Annotated in this window: 29 protein-coding genes and 2 tRNA genes; 8 read left to right on the top strand and 23 right to left on the bottom strand. The window is 37.8% G+C overall.

Features of this window, described 5'->3' with window-relative positions; all coding sequences use genetic code 11:
• Positions 1-28: 28 nt before the first annotated feature.
• From FAY33_RS01055 to FAY33_RS01050, 3 genes are read right to left on the bottom strand one after another with little or no spacing between them, the layout of a single operon-like run.
• Positions 29-487 carry a hypothetical protein gene (locus FAY33_RS01055; RefSeq protein WP_143318908.1) on the bottom strand — a complete coding sequence of 153 codons (459 nt, stop codon included), beginning with the start codon at positions 485-487 and terminating at the stop codon, positions 29-31.
• A gap of 26 nt (positions 488-513) precedes the next feature.
• Positions 514-666 carry a hypothetical protein gene (locus FAY33_RS19225; protein ID WP_185967453.1) on the bottom strand — a complete coding sequence of 51 codons (153 nt, stop codon included), beginning with the start codon at positions 664-666 and terminating at the stop codon, positions 514-516.
• A 3-nt stretch (positions 667-669) separates the two neighbouring features.
• Positions 670-1311, bottom strand: a complete 642-nt coding sequence (locus FAY33_RS01050; RefSeq protein WP_243126514.1) for an ASCH domain-containing protein — start codon at positions 1309-1311, stop codon at positions 670-672.
• Positions 1312-1419: 108 nt separating this feature from the next.
• Here FAY33_RS01050 and FAY33_RS01045 point away from each other — a divergent pair, with 108 nt between their 5' ends.
• Positions 1420-1869, top strand: a complete 450-nt coding sequence (locus tag FAY33_RS01045) for a hypothetical protein (RefSeq protein WP_143318907.1) — start codon at positions 1420-1422, stop codon at positions 1867-1869.
• Here the strand turns inward: FAY33_RS01045 and FAY33_RS01040 are convergent.
• The 14 genes from FAY33_RS01040 to FAY33_RS19215 form a co-directional block, all read right to left on the bottom strand.
• Positions 1856-2107, bottom strand: coding sequence for a hypothetical protein (locus FAY33_RS01040; RefSeq protein ID WP_143318906.1), 252 nt, complete (start codon positions 2105-2107; stop codon positions 1856-1858). The two genes, FAY33_RS01045 and FAY33_RS01040, sit on opposite strands and share 14 nt — an antisense overlap.
• A 51-nt stretch (positions 2108-2158) precedes the next feature.
• Positions 2159-2599 (bottom strand): single-stranded DNA-binding protein, encoded by a 441-nt coding sequence (locus tag FAY33_RS01035; RefSeq protein WP_143318905.1) that lies wholly within the window; start codon positions 2597-2599, stop codon positions 2159-2161.
• A complete protein-coding gene (locus FAY33_RS01030; protein WP_143318904.1) occupies positions 2562-2744 on the bottom strand; it encodes a hypothetical protein in 183 nt (60 codons plus the stop codon). The genes FAY33_RS01035 and FAY33_RS01030 overlap by 38 nt, the downstream gene beginning before the upstream one ends.
• A 42-nt stretch (positions 2745-2786) precedes the next feature.
• A complete protein-coding gene (locus FAY33_RS01025) occupies positions 2787-3794 on the bottom strand; it encodes a tyrosine-type recombinase/integrase (RefSeq protein WP_143318903.1) in 1008 nt (335 codons plus the stop codon).
• Between the two features lie 124 nt (positions 3795-3918).
• Positions 3919-4971, bottom strand: a complete 1053-nt coding sequence (locus FAY33_RS01020) for a ParB N-terminal domain-containing protein (RefSeq protein WP_143318902.1) — start codon at positions 4969-4971, stop codon at positions 3919-3921.
• On the bottom strand, positions 4971-5747 hold the full coding sequence (locus tag FAY33_RS01015) for a ParA family protein (protein WP_143318901.1): 777 nt from the start codon (positions 5745-5747) through the stop codon (positions 4971-4973). Before FAY33_RS01015 ends, FAY33_RS01020 begins: the two co-directional genes overlap by 1 nt.
• Positions 5744-6109 carry a hypothetical protein gene (locus FAY33_RS01010; protein ID WP_243126512.1) on the bottom strand — a complete coding sequence of 122 codons (366 nt, stop codon included), beginning with the start codon at positions 6107-6109 and terminating at the stop codon, positions 5744-5746. Before FAY33_RS01010 ends, FAY33_RS01015 begins: the two co-directional genes overlap by 4 nt.
• The gene (locus FAY33_RS01005; RefSeq protein ID WP_143318900.1) at positions 6110-6481 is read right to left on the bottom strand and encodes an RNase H family protein; all 372 of its coding nucleotides are present in this window, start codon (positions 6479-6481) and stop codon (positions 6110-6112) included. It lies immediately after the preceding gene.
• A complete protein-coding gene (locus FAY33_RS01000) occupies positions 6474-6794 on the bottom strand; it encodes a hypothetical protein (protein WP_143318899.1) in 321 nt (106 codons plus the stop codon). Before FAY33_RS01000 ends, FAY33_RS01005 begins: the two co-directional genes overlap by 8 nt.
• On the bottom strand, positions 6763-7002 hold the full coding sequence (locus FAY33_RS00995; protein ID WP_143318898.1) for a hypothetical protein: 240 nt from the start codon (positions 7000-7002) through the stop codon (positions 6763-6765). Before FAY33_RS00995 ends, FAY33_RS01000 begins: the two co-directional genes overlap by 32 nt.
• Positions 7003-7011: 9 nt before the next feature.
• Positions 7012-7794 carry a hypothetical protein gene (locus FAY33_RS00990; RefSeq protein WP_143318897.1) on the bottom strand — a complete coding sequence of 261 codons (783 nt, stop codon included), beginning with the start codon at positions 7792-7794 and terminating at the stop codon, positions 7012-7014.
• A 275-nt stretch (positions 7795-8069) separates the two neighbouring features.
• Positions 8070-8231: a hypothetical protein gene (locus tag FAY33_RS19220; RefSeq protein WP_185967451.1), complete on the bottom strand. Its 162-nt coding sequence runs from the start codon at positions 8229-8231 to the stop codon at positions 8070-8072.
• A gap of 28 nt (positions 8232-8259) precedes the next feature.
• The gene (locus FAY33_RS00985) at positions 8260-8526 is read right to left on the bottom strand and encodes a hypothetical protein (RefSeq protein WP_185967450.1); all 267 of its coding nucleotides are present in this window, start codon (positions 8524-8526) and stop codon (positions 8260-8262) included.
• Positions 8527-8540: 14 nt separating this feature from the next.
• Positions 8541-8714 (bottom strand): hypothetical protein, encoded by a 174-nt coding sequence (locus FAY33_RS19215; protein WP_185967449.1) that lies wholly within the window; start codon positions 8712-8714, stop codon positions 8541-8543.
• Between the two features lie 139 nt (positions 8715-8853).
• Between FAY33_RS19215 and FAY33_RS00980 the strand changes: the two genes are divergently transcribed.
• From FAY33_RS00980 to FAY33_RS00970, 3 genes are all read left to right on the top strand, one after another.
• On the top strand, positions 8854-9315 hold the full coding sequence (locus FAY33_RS00980) for a helix-turn-helix transcriptional regulator (RefSeq protein WP_143318896.1): 462 nt from the start codon (positions 8854-8856) through the stop codon (positions 9313-9315).
• Between the two features lie 314 nt (positions 9316-9629).
• Positions 9630-10604 (top strand): DUF4352 domain-containing protein, encoded by a 975-nt coding sequence (locus FAY33_RS00975; protein WP_143318895.1) that lies wholly within the window; start codon positions 9630-9632, stop codon positions 10602-10604.
• A 171-nt stretch (positions 10605-10775) separates the two neighbouring features.
• The gene (locus FAY33_RS00970; protein WP_143318894.1) at positions 10776-12125 is read left to right on the top strand and encodes a site-specific integrase; all 1350 of its coding nucleotides are present in this window, start codon (positions 10776-10778) and stop codon (positions 12123-12125) included.
• Between the two features lie 316 nt (positions 12126-12441).
• On the opposite strand, the gene FAY33_RS00965 is transcribed toward FAY33_RS00970, so the two are convergent.
• The 3 genes from FAY33_RS00965 to FAY33_RS00955 all read right to left on the bottom strand — a co-directional run bounded on the left by FAY33_RS00965 (position 12442) and on the right by FAY33_RS00955 (position 14549).
• Positions 12442-12660, bottom strand: a complete 219-nt coding sequence (locus FAY33_RS00965) for a hypothetical protein (protein WP_143318893.1) — start codon at positions 12658-12660, stop codon at positions 12442-12444.
• 546 nt (positions 12661-13206) lie between these two features.
• Positions 13207-13863, bottom strand: coding sequence for a helix-turn-helix transcriptional regulator (locus FAY33_RS00960; RefSeq protein WP_143318892.1), 657 nt, complete (start codon positions 13861-13863; stop codon positions 13207-13209).
• A 134-nt stretch (positions 13864-13997) separates the two neighbouring features.
• On the bottom strand, positions 13998-14549 hold the full coding sequence (locus FAY33_RS00955; protein ID WP_143318891.1) for a GNAT family N-acetyltransferase: 552 nt from the start codon (positions 14547-14549) through the stop codon (positions 13998-14000).
• 171 nt (positions 14550-14720) lie between these two features.
• Here FAY33_RS00955 and FAY33_RS00950 point away from each other — a divergent pair, with 171 nt between their 5' ends.
• From FAY33_RS00950 to FAY33_RS00935, 4 genes are all read left to right on the top strand, one after another.
• Positions 14721-15467, top strand: coding sequence for an SDR family NAD(P)-dependent oxidoreductase (locus FAY33_RS00950; protein WP_143318890.1), 747 nt, complete (start codon positions 14721-14723; stop codon positions 15465-15467).
• Positions 15468-15811: 344 nt separating this feature from the next.
• Positions 15812-16189, top strand: a complete 378-nt coding sequence (locus FAY33_RS00945; protein ID WP_143318889.1) for a GntR family transcriptional regulator — start codon at positions 15812-15814, stop codon at positions 16187-16189.
• The gene (locus tag FAY33_RS00940; RefSeq protein WP_143318888.1) at positions 16186-16893 is read left to right on the top strand and encodes an ABC transporter ATP-binding protein; all 708 of its coding nucleotides are present in this window, start codon (positions 16186-16188) and stop codon (positions 16891-16893) included. Before FAY33_RS00945 ends, FAY33_RS00940 begins: the two co-directional genes overlap by 4 nt.
• 17 nt (positions 16894-16910) lie before the next feature.
• Complete coding sequence (locus FAY33_RS00935; protein WP_143318887.1) at positions 16911-17783, top strand: hypothetical protein; 873 nt, start codon at positions 16911-16913, stop codon at positions 17781-17783.
• A 112-nt stretch (positions 17784-17895) separates the two neighbouring features.
• On the opposite strand, the gene FAY33_RS00930 is transcribed toward FAY33_RS00935, so the two are convergent.
• The 3 genes from FAY33_RS00930 to FAY33_RS00920 form a co-directional block, all read right to left on the bottom strand.
• Positions 17896-18780, bottom strand: coding sequence for a GGDEF domain-containing protein (locus FAY33_RS00930; RefSeq protein WP_143318886.1), 885 nt, complete (start codon positions 18778-18780; stop codon positions 17896-17898).
• A 153-nt stretch (positions 18781-18933) separates the two neighbouring features.
• Positions 18934-19005: transfer RNA gene (locus tag FAY33_RS00925), tRNA-Glu, on the bottom strand.
• Between the two features lie 25 nt (positions 19006-19030).
• A tRNA-Pro gene (locus FAY33_RS00920) sits at positions 19031-19104 on the bottom strand.
• Between the last annotated feature and the right edge of the window lie 80 nt (positions 19105-19184).

The following is a 19184-nucleotide window of genomic DNA, read 5'->3' as shown; positions in this document are numbered from 1 at the left end:
GTTTCCTCCTACTCACCAAATTCGGGTTTTATGGTAATTCAATATGTACCACAATGGCTTTTATCCAGGGGAGATTTTCCCACGCTTCCTTGACCTCTTCATCAGTCATTTTCATAAAAGCATCATGCCCCACTGCTTTTTCCACCACTATTTCCGGTTCATCTTCACTTTTATAAACAACCCTCTCATCATCTATAAAATAGCTGTCAATCTTCACCGCTCCCCAGCTTCCACCCCAATATGCGAAATCATCACCAGCACACACTTCATATGCCACCATGGGAAGTACCGGAAGCTCTGGGTTCTCCTTAATCAGTTTGATCAATGTATAGCGATTGAGATACTCAGTGCATTCAGTTTTATTTTCTGATTCAAATAAGGTATTTCCATATACAAGTTTGCCCTCGCTATTCCATTGCCCGGCCCAAGAAGCCGGACGCACATAATATTTGCCTTTGACACTTGTTCCTGTTGTTAAATCCTCCATAGTTCCCCTTCCTGCTGCCCTGGCAGCTACTCAGCGTAATAATTACAATCCCCGGTACATTCAACATATCCCATAGGGCATTCGTCAATATCCAGAGGGCTTCTCCCTTCTTCGTCTGCACAGCATTTTGTGCTGTCCGGTAAACAGAAAACCTCAACTCCATCTTGCATCATATCCATATATCATTCCTCCCACTGCCCCGGTTTCTCACACCGTTCAAATTCTATTACCCATACCCAGGGATTGTGTGCCCATGTGCAATTAGAATCTTTTTTTAAAGTACTATTCCATAATTCAGCGAATGCGTCCCTGGCGGTCAAATCAAACTCAATAATATCATTGAATTTTCCATTTCCGGTTTTATCTTGAAATGTACAGCATCCCTCTTTAATTGCCTGTTCTTCCGTAATATCCTGCAACTTCTCTACCCGTACATCGGTTACCTTTATCCATATCCTGGCGGCTTCTTTTGGCATATGAATTGATGGTTTCCATGGTGTATTTGCATCTTCCGAATTTTTAACACTTGCCTTATACCCATAGAACTCAGCCAAATAACAGTCTCCTCCTTTTCCAACACGCTTAACGTATTCGTGCCACGTCTCACGCACATAGAGGATATCACCCGGGTGATATCTGCATAGGTTAATATGATTATGACTATCTCCGGTTGCCTGATCTATGTAACAGATAACAGTTCCATCTACTTCAATATCAAATTGGTTTGAGATATCGACATCAATCTTTCGCCTTGTTACCGTCTTCCTTCCGTCCAGTATTGCCCGGACCATATCTGTATTAAATAAAATTGGTTTTACGCTCACAATTTCCGCTCCTTCCTCTGGTAAACTTGCATTTATTTGAATATTATATTGATGTTTTACATTCCCCCATTTATACTAGAAATATAAAATACTAAGGAGGGTTATATTATGGCTATATACAAATCTGCTGAACTGTTAAAAATGATCTCTGAAATCATTAACGAGGGATACAAATACGTTGATGTTAATGAATCTGAGGGCTTTGAAGATGAAGATGGTGACGGTCTTCCTCTGGGTCTTTCCTTTGAAGCCATTGACGAGGATCTTGCAGGTATAGACTTTGAATGTGTTAATTCCTGTGATTTTCCTACCGAAAGTGACATTACTACTCCCGAACATTTCCATGCAGATGATTTTTGCGGAACTATTTCTTTTACTTACGGTGAAATCCTCACAATTAAACAATCTTTAGGCAATTCCCTTGAATATTTTAAGGAAATATCGAATGACCCTGAAACTTCAAAAGATATGCTTTCCGATGTAAAAACCGCCTCCATAACCTACCGCAATTTGCAAGCCAAATTAGCAAAGTTTTTAAAAGGGTTTAAAATTTCCTAATATTGGAGTTGATCTGAAAGCTAACTCCACCTTCCAAAAGACGGTTCTCTCTCTGGATCGTCTTTTTTAGTTCCTCCATTAACCGTTTAGATGATTTGTCTGTTTTTGAATCAATTACAATCACTAAATGATTTTCTTTCCGGTACCTGCTACTTACGGATTTCACATGGTTTCTATTGCCTTTATTCTCTTTCCGTTTCTTAACAACACCTGCAATGTTTTGTTTTCTAATATACATATTTGAATCCTCCTGTTTTTTTATAATTACCAGCACTGGATAGAACTGCATTTAGTTAAAAGGTAGCCCTTCATCTTCCACACCGTCCGGGATATTCATGAACCCGTCCCCGGCATCGATATACTGACTTTTGTTACTTTCCTGGTTGTTTCCTGCTGCCGCCGCTCCCTTACTGTCTGCAAACTCTTGATCTTCTACAACGATATCTGTTGTATAAACTTTAATGCCGTCTCTGTTGGTATAACTTCCGGTCTGTATCCTTCCGCTGACCAGTACTCTCATACCCTGGCGGAAATACTTCTCTGCAAACTCCCCTGCTTTATCAAAGGCCACGCAGTTAATGAAGTCGGCTGTCTGCTCGCTGTCCTGGCTCCTGCGTCCTCTCCGATCTACCGCAATGGAATATCTTGCTATCGCAATGGCTTTATCTCCCTGGGAGTATCTAACAGCAGGATCACGGGTTAATCGGCCCATTAATATTACTTTGTTCATTCTGCTTTTCTCCTTCCTGCTGCACCCCTAAAGCGTCTATTGCCATTTCTAAGGCCATTTTTTCATTTATTGCCACTCCTGGCCTAGATATAGATAAATCAAGCCTCATTTTTGCAAGTGTCTGCTGCGCTAACCACTTTGTCATGCTTAAATCTCCTTTCCGCTGCTCCATTAAACATCTGTTAAACTAAGCCCCGACGCTTACGCATTTATTATGCACCTGTCTTAAATGTACTTGATTTACCGCTGCATAAAATCCTAACGTCGTGGACGGACTCTTATGGCCTAAAATCTGTTGTATATCCTCAATAGCACAATCTTTTATCCTCAAAGTTGTAGCCAAAGTCTTTCTGAATAAATGCGGATATACCCGGCGATCAACCTTAGCTTTTTCCTTAATGTTTTTTACTATCAGCCTTAATCCATCTTCCTTTACTGCATTGTGAGGCTCTCGCACTCCTGCAAATAAAGCGTCACTATTATCATTCCTTGATTTTAGATATTTTTCTATGTGAACCATTGCAACATCACTTAGATATACCGTTCTGTATTCAGACGTTTTTCGTGCATATATCACAATTTCCCCGGTTCCCCAATCAATATCCTGTTTTCTTATTTGTGGCACTTCCCCAACCCTGGCTCCGGTGCTTAGAAGAAATTCCATCAAAGCACGTTCTCTTGGGTTTGTGCAAGCAACCCTTAACCGCTCGACTTCCATTCCTTTTAAGTAGTCAATCGGTGGGTGCCGTTCCTTTTTGATCGGAACGGCTTCAACCGGGTTCGCATTGATGATCCCATGTTTCCGAAACCATGTAAAAACTGCTGAAAGAAAGCGGCGTTCGTTGTTTACGGTCCTGGTGTTATTGCCCTTCCCGGCGTATGTATCCAGGTAATACTTTATATCTACAGATGTAATATGCCGGATATTTTTATCAGTCACACAAAGCATGTTTCGCATTGCCCCCATATAGGCTTTAATGGTCTTATCACTTAATCCGTCTTTTCTGACATTCATCTCATAGGCTTGGAGCAAATACATGTTATCGTCCATTTCTGTGGAAAGTTCGGTTTCTTTCTTCATGACCTCCACATAATACAAAGCTTTTATGATAATTGTTTCCAATATCCTTAATGTTTCGGTGCTGATATGCGGTTCCATCTGCATCAAAATTTCATTGATAATCTTTTCCTTCATATGTCCTTCTCCTTTGTAAATACGATTGTCGACATTATCAATTCAATTTTTACGGATAGGCTGATTGCTGCACTATCTCAATGGCATTCCCCCCTTATCCCCCTATCCTGCTGCCATTTCCGGCTTATTCTCTGTTACGTTCAATAAAGATTCCCTGCAAGGAAATAACATCCTCATATGTAAGTTTTTCCGGTATGTGCAAAAGCTGCTGCAAGATAATAATTGCTTCCTGCTTTATTTCTTCTGGTGATGATATATCATTCTCGGTGTCCATAATGGACACCATAGGTGGATTCATGCCAATTACAACTCCTGCGCTCTGATCGGCGTTTTCCGCTGACCGCTCCGCTTGCAAACTGGCTTGTGTTGCTCCGATCTGTGCATTTTGTGCGGCCTTTGCGGCTTTCTTTGCTTCTCTTGCTGCTTCCTCCGCTTTTTTAGTCTGCTTTTCCAGTTCTTTTTTTTCCTGCACAATGGCGGCAATCTCTTTCCCTTCAATGCCTCCCTGCTCTGCAGCCAGGTTTGCAATGATCTTTTGTTCCGCAGCAGGAAGCCTTGCAATTTCATAAGCTGCTACTGATCCCAAATTCCCGTTTTTAAACTGTTCTTTCGCTTCTTCCGTTAGGCTATTATTTATTTTTTCATATCTTCCCATTTGCCCGGAACTTTCCCCAAGGTATTGCCCTATAATATCCCGAAGCTTACCCTTTAACTCAATTTCTCCGTTGTCTCTCATTTTTTCCAGAACTTTTTTTAATCTTCCTGCCAGTTCTGCTTTCTCATACGGTGTCAAGTCCTGGGTAAATCCGTTTCCTGCCAGTAATGATAATTCATACATATTTTCTGTCATGTCTTTGTAAAAGAAACGTACTTTTTTAAATTGTTCATATCCTCTTTCTATGAGCATGATATTTGCCCGGTTTCGCCTATGACCGTCCACAATCCGGTATTCACCGTTTACTTTGGCTAACACGGTTGGTTGCTCCTGGCCTACAAGCAGGAATGCATCCGCTAAGGCATCAATGTTTTTGTACTCCTGGCGTGTGTTCTGTGGTGCGTCCTTTATTTCATAAGGGCTTAACCATATTTCTGTGTAATCCTTTACTTCTGCTGCCGTTCTGCTTCTTGTGGCACTGTTTACAATGTCCAGAAATGAAAACTCTCCTTCAAGTCCCATTACTTCGCCCCCGATCTGGTGATATACTCCTGCACAAACTGCCTGTAACTTCTTGCGGTTCCGCTTCTTGGGCTGTATTCCTGAATCGGTTTTTGATAGAGTGTGCTTTCTGCTGCCTTATCACTATACCGAATCCGTGTGTCAAATAATTTCACATTGTGTTTACCCAGCCATTCCAGACCTGCTGCATTGGTGACATTGTTCTTATACATTGTTACCAGTGCGCCCATAAAACTGATCTTTTGGTTCATAGACTTCATTTGCTCTATCTGCCCGGTCATGATATCCATACCTTCCAGTGCACACTGATCTATTTTTATAGGGACTATCACATCATGAGTGATTGCAAGGGCGTTAATGACGTTTAGACCGATATCCGGCGGATTGTCTATAATTACATAATCGTAGGCGTATCCCTCACGGTTTGGCGCATACTTGATACTTTCAAATCTTCCGCACTGGTCTTCTGATCCGTCCTGCTGCAACTGCGTGGTAGCGGTAAGGAGATTCATATTTGCACTAATAATGTCAAGATTGTGGTATTCTGTTTCCTGGATCACATCCCAGGCCTTTTCCCTTCCCATAAGCAACTGCGCCGCCGGGCACATACCATTCCTGTCATAGGCTCCGAAAAGTTTTGAAAGATTACCTTGCTTATCATTATCCAGCATAAGAACCCTAGCATCATATTTCTGGCTTAATAGATATCCCATTTGCGCAGCGGTAAAACTCTTTCCTACGCCGCCTTTTAGGTTGATAATACTAATTACTCTCATGGTTCCATTCCCTCCCTGCTTTCATCTAACCAGATAAAGCCGTTTTTCTGTTCTGCCTGTTCTGCGCCCTCTGGTTCATCTAAATAATTTTTTCCAAAGATTTTCATAAATTCTTCCCTGGTATGTTTTTGTTCAAAGGCTCTTTGACCGATTCTATGTAGTTCTTCCCTCAGCTCCGTGTTAAAATGGACTCCGGTTTTTGAATCTCTGTGATGCCTGTAGCACAAGTGCACCTTTAAACCGTTTTTTTCTGATAGGCTCCGATTGGGGTTCCCGAAAAAAATGTGATGTTCTTCTATTCCCCAGTTGTAACCGCATACAAAACAGGATTTTTCCCCTTTGGGTTCAAGGATACTTCGCAATTACTCACCTCCCTGTATTTTTTCAAAACGATAGGAGTGTTTCGCCAGTAGTTTCATAAGCTTCTGCCACTGCTCCACATTCTTCACAGGGGTTCCCTTGGCAGTTTTCCAGCCGTTCTGCTGCCAGTCATTCACCCATTTTTGTCTAATTGCTCCAATTAAATAATCACTGTCCGTATGAATATCCAGTACACAGGCCCGGTTAAGGCTTCCAACCGCATGTATGGCAGATTGTAAAGCATTGCTATTTGCTGTTGCCTTTTGTCCTCCTTGAAAGCTTTTTTCATGGAGGTTCCCGGTCTTGTCAACGAATTGCATTTTTCCCCAGTAATTACTTGGTGTTGCATGTATTTCAATCATAACTTTATACACGATGATTCACTCCGTTCTTGATCTGGTATTCCTTTCCATATCCAATCCATGGGATTTCTCTTCTTTGGAACAAAATTTCCGTGTATGTCATTGTCTTTATCCCTTTTCCTGGTCTTTGTGGATTTTCCACTTGAACCAAGTGAGGATATTTTCTAACTACAACCACTTTTTCCGATTTTGGTATTACAATTCTTTCATCGGTTTCTTCTTTTATCATTGATCTATAAATAAGACGGTCCCCAACCTTTAAGGCCTTTTTTAGGTTTTCCACATCTTTTATGCTAATAATTGGTTTTACCCATGCGTTGTTCACGGTTCCACCTCCTTTCTTTTGCTTTCTGCCTCATTTCACGGTCAAAGTCTGTTTCGTAATAATATTCCAGACCGTTCTTGTAGTAATAATAGTTTTTCCCTCCACGCACCATACTCCCTATGTATTTTCCAGGAGGCCTATCACTGCATGACCATGCGTTTCCTAGTGCTTCCATTAATTCCGGTGTTCTTTGGGTTTGCTCCAGCATCTTTTCTCCTTAATCATCTGAGTCATAAGGGGACGTTTGACAAGGTTCCCAATCTTCATCCGTTGGATTTAACTTGATCATTACATACCGCTGGTATGGATAACCCAATTTATCTGTGCCGTTGTAAAGGCTATCTTGATCTATGTAATATCCGGGCCTTGGTTTCGGTTCTTTTTTCCACCCTGTTTTAGTTTCTCGCATTCTGATTTGTGGTTTAGGGTTTATTAAATTACGGGAACAGGAATATCTTTGCCGTACCGGACTATCCTGTGACCGGAATGTTTTTTCGGTTTCCTTGATGATATATTCTGCAAGTCTCTTGTACTCGCCATTTTCATAAAGCGGAATAAAATGTTTGCTTCCTTTTTCATCACCTTTCCAAAGTTCCCTTATGTAATCCGTTGTGGTTCGCTTTCCATCATTCACGTTATTAATAATCAGATGATGATGAACAGCCTTGTTTAAGTATTCCGTTGCAAGAATGTATTTCAAAGTAAAACCACTTTTCTTGAAAAACTCTCTTAACCCTTCAAGCATCTTTCTAATAATCTTCTGTGCCTGTTTCTGATCTGGCCTCCTGTCTTTTTTGTACATGAGCACCACATGCCAATCTCCGGGTTTAAAGTTTGCATTTATCTTTCTGGCTAATTTCCTAGCCGCCTGCCTCATATTGGATTCTGCAATCTCTTCCGGTGTACTTTTTCTCTCCCCTACCCTACACCCCTTTGGTATACAATTTATCACCTCAATAGTCGCACCAGCTTTATACTCAACGTGTTTATGTCTGTGCATATGCTTCTCCTAATTTACTACCAATAAAAACCAGCTAAGTTTAATCCTTTTATCGGTTTAGAAAAAGGGGCTCAAACCCTTGTTTTTATTGACTTTTTCACACGCACAGCATATAATAAAAATGTAAGTTTTTTACAGCTGTGCATTAAAGCTTTGCACCTATCGTTATTACCGTAACGACAGGTGCATTTTTCATTTATTTTGCAATATATCATCTTTAGTTTACATAATATATTGTGTTGTCCTACTAGCTTTTCAATGTGCATCCTGCTGCCCTACTCAAGATTAATAGGTTCCATTCCAAGCAATTCCCGAATTTGCTTGATACGGTTGATTACATGGTTTCTCTCTTCCTCATTAACCGGATCGGGTCCTGCAAATGCCACAAATTGTAGGCACAGCCGTGTGTACTCCACTATCAGTCTGTCTTTATCCATTTCTTTTCTCCTTTACTTTCATGTTAAACTAAACAGTTTTTCTGATCTTCCCATCAAACTTTACGACTTTTTTAGTTTCCCTATTTAGGCTGCTACCGTTGAAATAATTAATCACAACATCCAAATTGATATACTTTGTTTTCCCTGCTTTTCCAGAGCATATATACGGAAGCTCTCCTTTTAATACAAGCCCCCTAAGTTTCCAAAACGTAACCTGTGTTTCTGGGTCCTGCTCCTTAAAATAATCCGCAGCCTGTTGAATTGTTCGCATTCTTGGTACTGATTGTTCACCCATTTACTTTTCTCCTCTCACTGTTTTGGCTCGTTGCTTTCTGCATTTTTCTTTCCAATTGCAATTCCCAAATTTACACTTTGGATCATTAACTGCATTAGATCACGCTGAGTATCATCAGTATTCTTGAGCAAAGCCGCAATTTTATTTACTTCCGGTAATGCTTCAATGTTGTAAATTGTATCCGCCATTGTTATTTCTCCTTTCCATATAATCTCTCTGTAATTGAATACTATCACATAGCGATTGAGAAGTCAATAGTTTTCTCACCTTTTCAATTGCATTGTGATTAAATATGTGTTATAGTAATTTTATCAAGGAGGAATTGATGTGAACGAACGAATTAAAGAATTGAGGAATTATTTAGGTCTTAGCCAAAAAGAGTTTAGTCAAAAAGTGCAGGTTGGGCAGTCTACATTAGCCATGTTTGAAACTGGTGATCGTGCACCAAAAGATATACACATTGCGCAAATTTGTAATACATTTAATGTTAATGAAGATTGGCTTAGGAATGGTGCGGGAAAAATGTTTGTCCAACCCGATACCTTTTCACTTGATGAATACGCAAAAATTCACGGATTAACTGAAAGAGATCGTGTTATAATCCGTGAATTCATGGCACTTGAATCAAGTGCAAAAGATGCTGTATACAATATGCTTGAAAGAGTTTTTTTGAGTGAGGAATGGAAAAAAGACAAACCAATAGATTATTATAACGAAGTTACAAAAGATCAAGAAGAATTTGAAAAAGAATTTAAGCCAATTGATCCGGAAGATAGTAAAGTTATTTAGGTGTGGGGAAACACCCGACCTCAATAGTTTTTAATTTTTTTACATTAGATTATTATGAATAATTGTGTATTACCTACGAAGTCTACATTATAGTAAATTGTTTCAGTACGTCTAAAATATATTGCAAACACCAGTTTTCGCTTATATCTTATGTATCGCTTTTTACTCATTCCCCCACGCCTTTCTTTTTTACTAAGGCCGGGTGCGTTATTATTATATAAGTAATTCTTTGGGTATTATTTGGAAAAATTTGGATGTGCAGACAAAAATAGGATATTGTCATTATTTTTTGTCAATGTCAAGAGGGGTACAATATGAGCATAAAAAGTGGTTTTATGGAATTATATGTCGGGAAAAAAGATTCAAATTTATTTACAATAACAGGAAGAAGAATCAAAATAACTTACGCCGACTTAAAAAGTATTGAATATTGTTTTCCAAATTTTGGTGATGGAGGTTATATTGACTTTATTTATCCAAATAAGAAAACAAAAAGATTCTGCTTTACTAAAAAAGCAAATGATAAGATATCACGCACTATAGATTTAATCCGTGAAAATAATGAAGATATTTGGATAGAAGAAAAACACACTGAGAATTTACGTTTTTATCAACGTGCTTGGTTTACTATTCTAATGATGTTTTGTTGTTGTTTCCCGTTAGGGCTTTTCCTCATGTGGTATTATAAGAAGTTCTTATATATTACCCGTATTATAATAACCGTAATATTTGTTTCGCTTGGATCAATTTACATACATAATATCTACACTGAGTACGTGAAAATAATGAATAGCGCAAATGAACTAAGGCGATCAATACAAGATGTCTCATATAATACCTCGGACTCTTCTATAGACGAAGCCTCACCAGAGCCAACAACAGAGTTTGACGAAAGTCAGCCTAAAACCGTCTTTAATGTTGGTGATGTTTATGAGTCTGATGTGGTGACAATTATGTATCTTGACAGTGGTGAGTTTACAATCGAAAATGAATTTATGCAACCGGAATCAGGTAACAAATACATTTATGCTGAGTTTTCTATTGAGAATATAGGTGATTCTGACTATTACGCCAGTTCCACCTCATTTCACTGCTTTTCTGATGATACTGAATGCCCCCAAAAAGTGTTAGCTGCTGATGGAGAAATGACTGTGTTTTCCGAACTATCATCAGGAAGAAATGCTAAAGGGAAGATATTTTATGAAGTTCCTGTAAATGCCGAAAAAATAGAATTTGAATTCGAAACAGATATTATTACACAAGACAAAATTTATTTTAATTACAAATAGATATTAAAAAGCCCTTGCGCTGGATACGCAAAGGCCACTCATTACTATGCAGGCGGTTTGCCCGATATAATAACGTCTCAAACATATTATATCATTTTCTCACGCACCTGTATAGGTGTGTTTTTTATACTCAAAAATAGAAAAAATAGGTAATAAGAAAGGTGTATAAACATGGCATCCATAAGAAAAAAAGGAAATGGCTATGAAATAACAGTCAGCAATGGTTATGATTCAAACGGAAAAAAAATTAGAGTATGCCGTATTTTTACCCCAAAAGATAGTTGGAGCGATGATAGAATTGAAAAAGAGGTCCATAAGTTTGCCGCAAGGTTAGAAGAAAAGGTAAAATCCGGTTTTAATGTAAAGGCTGACAATGTGACTTTAGAAAAGCTGTCTAAACTCTTTCTGGAGGATATGCAACCTCCAGAGATTGAAAAGACAACCTATTATGATTATAAAAGAAGAATCGAAATGAGAATTATACCCATATTAGGCAGAGAACGTATTACCTCAATTAACGGACATACCATGAAAGAGTATGCAAAAATTCTCCGGGAGGACGGTATTCGGCTGGATAATAAGCCAGGAGGATTATCGGAAGGCACTATCACAAAAGATAAGGCAGTTATTAGTGCCATGCTCTCCTATGCTGTTTTTGAAGGTATGCTTACCATCAATCCTCTTATCTACTCTGGAAAGCGTAGAAGCCGTCAAAAAACCGCCAAAGAATATAGGGTAGACTATTTTACCATTGAACAGACACAATGGTTCCTGTGGGCATTAGAGCATGAAATAGATATTAAACGCAAAGCACATGACTGCAAAAGGAAAGATGGGACTACATATAAAGTTCGTGAATATAGCCAGAAATGGAAGTTGCCACTAAAATGGCGGTTATTCTTTGTCCTATCATTGTTTACAGGTAATCGGAGGGGGGAGACAGTCTCTCTCACCTGGGAGGACTTAGATTTTGTAAACTGTACTGTTAATATAGACAAGTCCACTGCAAGTGCTGACGGGGAAGTATATATCAAAGATACCAAAACACATTCTTCACGTACCCCCGTTGTCCCTCGTTTTGTTATGGATATTGCTGCTGAGCTTTTAAGTGAGCAAAAAAAGACAGCACTTAGCATGGGCGATCAATGGGTTGGAAAACGTGGTGCCAAATTCAACAAGAACTTTGTTTTCACTCAATTTAACGGTGCGCAAATGGACTTAGGCAGTCCACGACACGAATTTAAACGGCTGATTAGAATATATAATGACAATGTTGCAACTAAAGAAGAAGAAAAGCTACCTGAGACCGTAACGCTCCATGATCTAAGACATACAGCTGCCGCTATATTAATATCCAATAATATGGATGTACAATCCGTTGCTGGAATTCTGGGACACGCTGATCCTACAACAACACTAAATATCTATTCTTATTTTTTCAAAAGCAAAAACCAGGAAGCCGCAAATATTATGGAAAAAGCCCTTAGACCCTCTTCCAAAGAAAATGAACAGGTTATGTAAGTGGTCGGAAAGCAGTCGTTTTCCGACCACTTTCCGACTATACATTGCAAAACGATTCAATTTTGTACCAAACAGCAACAATATTATTTTGTAAAATCCCTTATAAAATCAAGCTTTTATCAACAATCCAATGCTGTGCTATGTGTAAAAGTAATTTTCGTAATGCGTGGGTCGGGGGTTCGAGTCCCCCCGAAAGCTTATTAAAAACCTGGTTTTTACGGGTTTTTTCTTATTTACGAAGATATAATTAAATTCTCTAATAGATTTCATTCCAAAGTCTAACTTTTATAAATGATCTTTCGTTTATCCCCATCTTCTAAAATCCATTTTTTATGATATTTACTATACCACTCCATATTATAAGGATTGCTATCACTCCAGTTGTTATTCTTACACCTTTTTCTCCCCACTTAAAAATAATCAAATCATATAAAGACTTCCTATATCTTAATCTCAATAGCCAATTCCATTTAAATATAACAATATAAAATACAACACATGCCAAAGCCAGTATAATTATCCCAAGTAAATCCATGTCTCTCCCCCTTGATTTTTTTCTTTTAGCATACACTATATCTTCCCAAATGAAAAGAGACACCGGGTCAGTGTCTCTTTCAACCTATGTTATTTCTTTAACTTTTTTATTACTACTCCACCTATTGTAAGAGCTACTATTACATAAAATATAATATCTACCATTACTCTTTCCCCCTTTTATATGATTCATTACATAATATACCATATTTTTACAATATTTTCAATATTTGTTACCGCAATGATGATCAAAAAACCAATCTTCCATCATACCTTCTATTATTAGAGAAATGCTCAAAACAGAAAACCCGCAGCAGAGGGCCACCCCTATACCAGATTGACACCTGGTATAGGCATAATTGATAGGTTTTTGATTTGATTCATATAAGTTCCTTCGTACACACTTACGGTATAAAAATAAGAGCCTTTTGGCTCTTATCAGACTATAGGCACAGGAATTTCTGCGCTAAAAAACTGCATTAATCAAATGGATTTTATACATTTCTCGTTATATTCATAATCTTAAAAAGAAACTAAATTTTTTATTTCATAAGATTAATTCTTCTATTTTTGAAACATCACTGATATTTACTTCCTTACCATACTTTAATAGAATTTTTGATTCCGAAAAAGAATTGATGACAACAGCAAGATAATCATCATTGCGAAAATCGAAAAATCCTTTTATAAATCCTTCTTTAGAAGCTAATTCCATGCGCACACTCTTTCCGCAAAAATAATTTCTATTTACTGAACCGCTTTTATCATGGGAACGTTTAGATCGTTTTGATACTTTCACTGACAAAATATATTTTTTCCCAATCATTCCATACACAGATCTATTTTGATTTGGCTTTTGATAAAAAAGGAATTCTTCATCTTCTCCAAGGATAAATACATCAAATACCCCATCATTCCAGCCATTTAGTTCAATATCATAATATTTTCCTGCGTATTCGCCAGAATCAATTTTTTTATCCACTTTCATCCCGGTTATCGTTCTCTTTTTTTTATCGTCTAACAGTTCATCAACGCTTATATCAAAAAGCTTTGAAATCATGATAAGATTACTCACTTCTGGAACTCCACTATTGGTTTCCCATTTTGCAATTGCAGAACGAGAGACATTTAAATTTTCTGCCAGTACTTCCTGTGTGATTCCTTTTTCAGTTCTTAATGATTTTATTTTTTCTCCTATCGTCATGCGTACCTCCTCTTTTTCTTAATTATGTATAAAATTATACGGGGAAGGTCTTAAATAGTCCATATACGTGCCGTAACTGTAACGTTACTTATCGTAACATTGTCATAAATGGTAATTCTTTTAACATTTGGCTCTTATTCACACTTAATCCAGTAACGTTGAGTAATCTTGCCGTTATAAGGTACTTCATTTTCTAAAATTGCGCCATTCTTTTTCATCGTAGAAATTGATGCCTGATTATCATTATCAACTGTCAATAGAACCTGATTTAATCCTATTGTTTTAGCTTCCAACAATGTTAGTCTTAACATTTCAGCAGCGTACCCCTTCCTCCGTTCTGTTTTTCTTACACAGTATCCAATATTTCCATAATACAGATACATCTCTTTTTTAAGATTATACCTTAAATTTATCATCCCAATTAACGTTCTATCCCATTCCCTAATTGCCATAAACTCATAAGAGGGTGCCTTACCTGGTTCTACCGTTTCTTCATACCGGTTATTGTATACTTTTAAAAGCCATTCTTCGAAACTACTCATATGTTGTAAATTCTCTGTCCCATACAAAGTATCACCACTTTCAAAAAACTCTTTTTTAAAATTCAAAATTTTATCCTTATATTCTTCGGTCGGCTGTACTAAATACAATCTTGATTTACTTCCATGATTTTTATCTTCCAACATACTCCACCCCATTCATATTTTTACCTTCATTATAGGGTCAACAAAAGCTTTTTACAAGCCAAACCAATGGCAACAGTAATAAAACTCGTTTTATAAATTATTGACAAAACATTAACGAAATGATAGCATAATACTAAAGTTGTAAAATCTTAATTAAAGGAGATTTTTATTATGAATAAAGTTGCGATTATCACTGGTGGTTCAAGAGGTATTGGGGAAGCCATGACCCTTAAACTTGGGGAAATGGGATTTAATGTTGTTATTAATTATCGTAGTGAAAGCAGTAAAAAACTAAGCGACGAATTATCTGAAAAATTGGCAAAAAATTATGGGGTAGAATCCATTATTGTAAAAGCTGATGTTTCCAAATATGCTGATTGTCAGAAACTTGTGAAAGCCTCCGTTGATAAGTTTGGAAGTAAAATTAATGTTCTTGTTAATAACGCTGGTATTACGAATAATTCCAATTTTATTGATTTAACAGAAGAAGCTTATACCAATGTCATTAATGTCAATCTTATGAGTTTTCTACACATGTGCCACTTAGCTCTTCCATATATGGTTGACCTTGAAGAGGGTTCCAGCATTATTAATACTTCTTCTATTGGAGGACTAATGGGTGTTGCAAATCAAGGAGACTATTGTGCTGCAAAAGCAGGTGTTATTGGTCTTACTCGCGCACTGGCATTAGAATATGCTTCCCGGAAAGTTAAAGTAAATGCCATTGCTCCTGGCATGATTATGACTGATATGCTTCGTGGAGTAAATCAGGAGGAACTTAAAGCACTTGCCGGTACAATTCCAATGGGCTATATCGGTGATGTTTCTGATATTTCAGGTTGTATGGAATATATTATTAATGCTTCCTACCTTACTGGACAGGTTATTTCACCAAATGGTGGAGTTATCATGCCATAATTTCTGCAAACAATTATTCAGGACAATTTAATAGAGTTTGTAAAAACACTCTATTAATACTGTTTTTAAAGGTCTCCTATGATAAAACAAAATCATAAGGAGGCCTTTTATTATATCCAAAGGAAAATCAGATCTTCTCCTCACCACCTCTATTATAAATATGTGCTTATATATGTCACATTTCATATCTTTATTTCATACGTTCTTACATTTTTTAACTTCTAAAACGTGCATTTGTTTTATATGTACGTTAAGGTAATTATAATTTTATCTTGACAAATTTAACATCAAATTGTATCATTGTATTAATCCACTAATACAACGATATAAAAGGAGGTTGCCCAATGAACTGGAAACTGACAGAAGACCGACCTATCTGGATACAACTTGTCGAACAACTTACCATGCTCATCGTATCCGGTGTATATGAACCAGGATCACCAATGCCAACTGTAAGAGCACTTGCCAGCCATGCAGGAGTTAATCCCAATACCATGCAGCGGGCACTTGCTGAACTGGAGGCGCAAAAGCTTGTGGAAACAAAGCGTACTTCAGGCAGGATTGTTACAGAAGATCTAGCACTTATTCAGAATGTCCGCCAGACATTCGCCGACCAACGTGTGGAAGAGTTTTTTACAGCCATGGAGGCACTTGGATACACCGTTGAGCAAACACGTAAATTTATTGCAGATTGGAATAAAAAGGAGGATATAACAGTATGAATCAAGAACTCATTATGGCACAGGGCTTAACAAAACTCTATGGTGCCAAGCCAGCTCTCAGCCAGATGGATCTTTCCGTTGGTTATGGACGGATTGTAGGACTTTTAGGACCTAATGGGTCGGGGAAAACTACATTTATCAAACTCTTATGCGGTCTTCTAAGTCCAACTGCAGGAACCTTGCAAATACAAGGACATGAACCGGGTATCAAGACGAAATCCCTGATCTCCTATCTTCCAGACCGGATGTATTTTGCCGACTGGATGAAGGTGGCTGATTTAACAGATTTTTTTGCTGATTTTTATGCGGACTTTGACCGTACAAAGGCAAGAGAAATGATTTCCGCACTTGGAATTCAGTCAAATGAACGAATAAAAACCATGTCAAAGGGAACAAAAGAAAAAGTACAGCTTGCACTGATCATGAGCCGTAAAGCACAGCTTTATCTCCTTGATGAACCAATTGGGGGCGTTGATCCGGCTGCCAGAGATTTTATACTCAATACCATTCTTACTAATTATAATGAAGATGGAACGGTATTATTATCCACCCATTTAATCTCTGATATTGAACGAATACTTGACGAAGTTATCTTCCTTCAAAACGGCAAAGTAGTTCGTCACGATACCGTAGACAACATCAGAGAACAGGAAGGCAAATCCGTAGATCAGCTTTTCCGTGAAATCTTCACATACAGTAACTAGCAGAAAGGGGAAATAAGATGTTTAGAAAACTTTGTAAATATGAATTTAAATCTATTGCACGAACTTTGGTGCCAATTTATCTGGCAGTAATCGCAATTTCAATTATTAATATGTTTATGGGGGTAGGATCACTAGGAAATGATTATTATGACAGTCTATTAGCTGGCATTGGTTTTGGTAAAAGTATTTTTAATCTGATCGAGTCTCTTTCCGCAATTGCCTATTTTGTTGTACTGGTTGCTTTAACAGTGCTGACTTTGATTGTAATTATTCAAAGATTTTATAAAGGACTACTTTGTGATGAAGGGTATCTGATGTTCACTCTACCAGTAAAACCATGGATGTTGATTGCAGCAAAAGGAACCACTGGTTTTGTTATGTCATTGGCAAGCGCTCTGACCGCTATTATCTCCATTTTTCTGCTTTGTATCGGAGCATTCGGCCCTGCCGGTTTTATTAATGCCGTTACCAGTCCTCAATTCTGGAGAGGCGTTCATGAAATATCTTCCCTGATTCCTTCCTGGCCTTTGCTGGCATTTGAATTTATTATTTTGGTAATCCTTGCAGGCCTTACAAGACTATATCATATATATTTCTCCATGGCACTTGGTCACCTTTCCAATAAACACCGGATTATGATGTCTGTAGTTGCCTATATTGCAGTCACAATGATTATTAACTTTATCAGCGGTTTTGCCATGATTATACTAGGCAACAGCCCTATACTGGATTCCCTTGGACGTATGATCGAAACATTGCCTGATTCTAAATCAATTCCGATCGTAATTAATATGGTATTTATGACTTCCATTGTTATAACCGCAACCCAACTGGCAATTTTCTTCTTTGGCACAAACCGGATTCTTTCCAAGAATCTTAATCTGGAATAAAAACATTTAATAAGGCACTTTCAAACACATATATTGTTTGAAGGTGCCTTATGCTTTTTGCCTGTGGCAGAATACCGGAATCCCGCCTTTCTGTTATATCATTTTCCTTTTGTTATGTACCATACTTAATTTTATGTTTCTTCGATAAATACATCTTTTTATCAGCAGCCCGGATCAGATCCTTTGCTGTGACGGATACATCTTCCATTGTATTGATTCCAAAAGAGAGAGACAATCTTACATCCTGCCCCTCCAGATCCACAGATATGTTTTCTACCTCCTTTTGTATACCCTCCATGATGTGAACAGCTTCTTCTTCCCTTGCATTATAAAGACATATCAGAAACTCATCGCCTCCGTACCTGGCTGTCCACCCTTTTCTCTCACCAACATTATGAATAATCACATTACCAACTTTTTTAATGGCATCATCTCCTGCTTCATGACCATAAGTGTCATTGATGGCTTTAAAATTATCCAGATCTATAAAACAGACGGTTAATGGCTTATGAGATAACGAAGATTCCACCACATCTGCTGGTAGACGTTCCTCAATATACCGTCGGTTATACAGCGATGTCAAAGGATCTTTCACAATGGCATCCGTAATTTTACTGACATATAGGGTAAGCATCTGTCCTTTGTTGTAATCTCCCTCTCCAATAAACATGGTGTCTGTTACGTTCTTAAATAGCTCCAATACGGCAGGAAATCCCACATTCTCAATTGGAATTGCAGTCACTAATATAACAGTATCTGACTTACTCTCCATTTTTACCAGACTTTTATTTTCTTTATATGATCTGGTGGAAATACAATTATCGCAAATTTTATTATTTCCCCAGTATTGATAGCAAATCTGCTTTGTACGCACAACTGATGAATCCCGAAAATCAATTACTCTTTTGTGAAGAGGATCAATCAAGCGAACTGCATCATACATCTTATGAAAGAAATCCAGTTTATCTATTATTTCATCAATTGTAATATGATCCATTTCTCCTCCAAGAATCTGTTCTCATTTGTTAAATTAAAAGAAATTTCTCTTTTTTACCTTTTATATCTTACCATATTTTTTCCTACATTAACAATAAATTTTTCCTTTTCCGAAAAACAAAAAGCCTCCAGGAAACATCCTGAAAGCTTTACATGACCTATCCGAGAATCGAACTCGGGTTTCCGCCGTGAGAGGGCGGCGTCTTAACCGCTTGACCAATAGGCCAGTACTGTAATTAAACCGTACAAAATCGAGGCGACAAGATTCGAACTTGCGACCTCTGCGTCCCGAACGCAGCGCTCTACCAAACTGAGCCACGCCTCGATTACGTTAGATAGTATAATATGAAATCTAACGCATGTCAACCTTATTTTCAAAATATTTTATTTATTTTCAATTACTGG

Source organism: Clostridium sp. HBUAS56010 (assembly GCF_007115105.1).
Classification (GTDB): domain Bacteria; phylum Bacillota; class Clostridia; order Lachnospirales; family Lachnospiraceae; genus Lacrimispora.
Note: the sequence above shows the minus strand (reverse complement) of the source record. Positions and strands in the feature narration are given on the sequence as shown.

What these genes read in the sequence shown, in the direction of transcription:
- FAY33_RS00985 (WP_185967450.1), bottom strand. Translation starts at nt 8,526, where the DNA reads ATGGGTGAACAATCAGTACCAAGAATGCGAACAATTCAACAGGCTGCG.
- FAY33_RS01055 (WP_143318908.1), bottom strand. Translation starts at nt 487, where the DNA reads ATGGAGGATTTAACAACAGGAACAAGTGTCAAAGGCAAATATTATGTG.
- FAY33_RS00970 (WP_143318894.1), top strand. Translation starts at nt 10,776, where the DNA reads ATGGCATCCATAAGAAAAAAAGGAAATGGCTATGAAATAACAGTCAGC.
- FAY33_RS01030 (WP_143318904.1), bottom strand. Translation starts at nt 2,744, where the DNA reads ATGACAAAGTGGTTAGCGCAGCAGACACTTGCAAAAATGAGGCTTGAT.
- FAY33_RS00955 (WP_143318891.1), bottom strand. Translation starts at nt 14,549, where the DNA reads ATGTTGGAAGATAAAAATCATGGAAGTAAATCAAGATTGTATTTAGTA.
- FAY33_RS00950 (WP_143318890.1), top strand. Translation starts at nt 14,721, where the DNA reads ATGAATAAAGTTGCGATTATCACTGGTGGTTCAAGAGGTATTGGGGAA.
- FAY33_RS00960 (WP_143318892.1), bottom strand. Translation starts at nt 13,863, where the DNA reads ATGACGATAGGAGAAAAAATAAAATCATTAAGAACTGAAAAAGGAATC.
- FAY33_RS01035 (WP_143318905.1), bottom strand. Translation starts at nt 2,599, where the DNA reads ATGAACAAAGTAATATTAATGGGCCGATTAACCCGTGATCCTGCTGTT.
- FAY33_RS00990 (WP_143318897.1), bottom strand. Translation starts at nt 7,794, where the DNA reads ATGCACAGACATAAACACGTTGAGTATAAAGCTGGTGCGACTATTGAG.
- FAY33_RS01025 (WP_143318903.1), bottom strand. Translation starts at nt 3,794, where the DNA reads ATGAAGGAAAAGATTATCAATGAAATTTTGATGCAGATGGAACCGCAT.
- FAY33_RS00930 (WP_143318886.1), bottom strand. Translation starts at nt 18,780, where the DNA reads ATGGATCATATTACAATTGATGAAATAATAGATAAACTGGATTTCTTT.
- FAY33_RS01020 (WP_143318902.1), bottom strand. Translation starts at nt 4,971, where the DNA reads ATGGGACTTGAAGGAGAGTTTTCATTTCTGGACATTGTAAACAGTGCC.
- FAY33_RS19225 (WP_185967453.1), bottom strand. Translation starts at nt 666, where the DNA reads ATGGATATGATGCAAGATGGAGTTGAGGTTTTCTGTTTACCGGACAGC.
- FAY33_RS01015 (WP_143318901.1), bottom strand. Translation starts at nt 5,747, where the DNA reads ATGAGAGTAATTAGTATTATCAACCTAAAAGGCGGCGTAGGAAAGAGT.
- FAY33_RS00975 (WP_143318895.1), top strand. Translation starts at nt 9,630, where the DNA reads ATGAGCATAAAAAGTGGTTTTATGGAATTATATGTCGGGAAAAAAGAT.
- FAY33_RS00940 (WP_143318888.1), top strand. Translation starts at nt 16,186, where the DNA reads ATGAATCAAGAACTCATTATGGCACAGGGCTTAACAAAACTCTATGGT.
- FAY33_RS00965 (WP_143318893.1), bottom strand. Translation starts at nt 12,660, where the DNA reads ATGGATTTACTTGGGATAATTATACTGGCTTTGGCATGTGTTGTATTT.
- FAY33_RS00945 (WP_143318889.1), top strand. Translation starts at nt 15,812, where the DNA reads ATGAACTGGAAACTGACAGAAGACCGACCTATCTGGATACAACTTGTC.
- FAY33_RS19220 (WP_185967451.1), bottom strand. Translation starts at nt 8,231, where the DNA reads ATGGATAAAGACAGACTGATAGTGGAGTACACACGGCTGTGCCTACAA.
- FAY33_RS01045 (WP_143318907.1), top strand. Translation starts at nt 1,420, where the DNA reads ATGGCTATATACAAATCTGCTGAACTGTTAAAAATGATCTCTGAAATC.
- FAY33_RS19215 (WP_185967449.1), bottom strand. Translation starts at nt 8,714, where the DNA reads ATGGCGGATACAATTTACAACATTGAAGCATTACCGGAAGTAAATAAA.
- FAY33_RS00935 (WP_143318887.1), top strand. Translation starts at nt 16,911, where the DNA reads ATGTTTAGAAAACTTTGTAAATATGAATTTAAATCTATTGCACGAACT.
- FAY33_RS01040 (WP_143318906.1), bottom strand. Translation starts at nt 2,107, where the DNA reads ATGTATATTAGAAAACAAAACATTGCAGGTGTTGTTAAGAAACGGAAA.
- FAY33_RS00995 (WP_143318898.1), bottom strand. Translation starts at nt 7,002, where the DNA reads ATGCTGGAGCAAACCCAAAGAACACCGGAATTAATGGAAGCACTAGGA.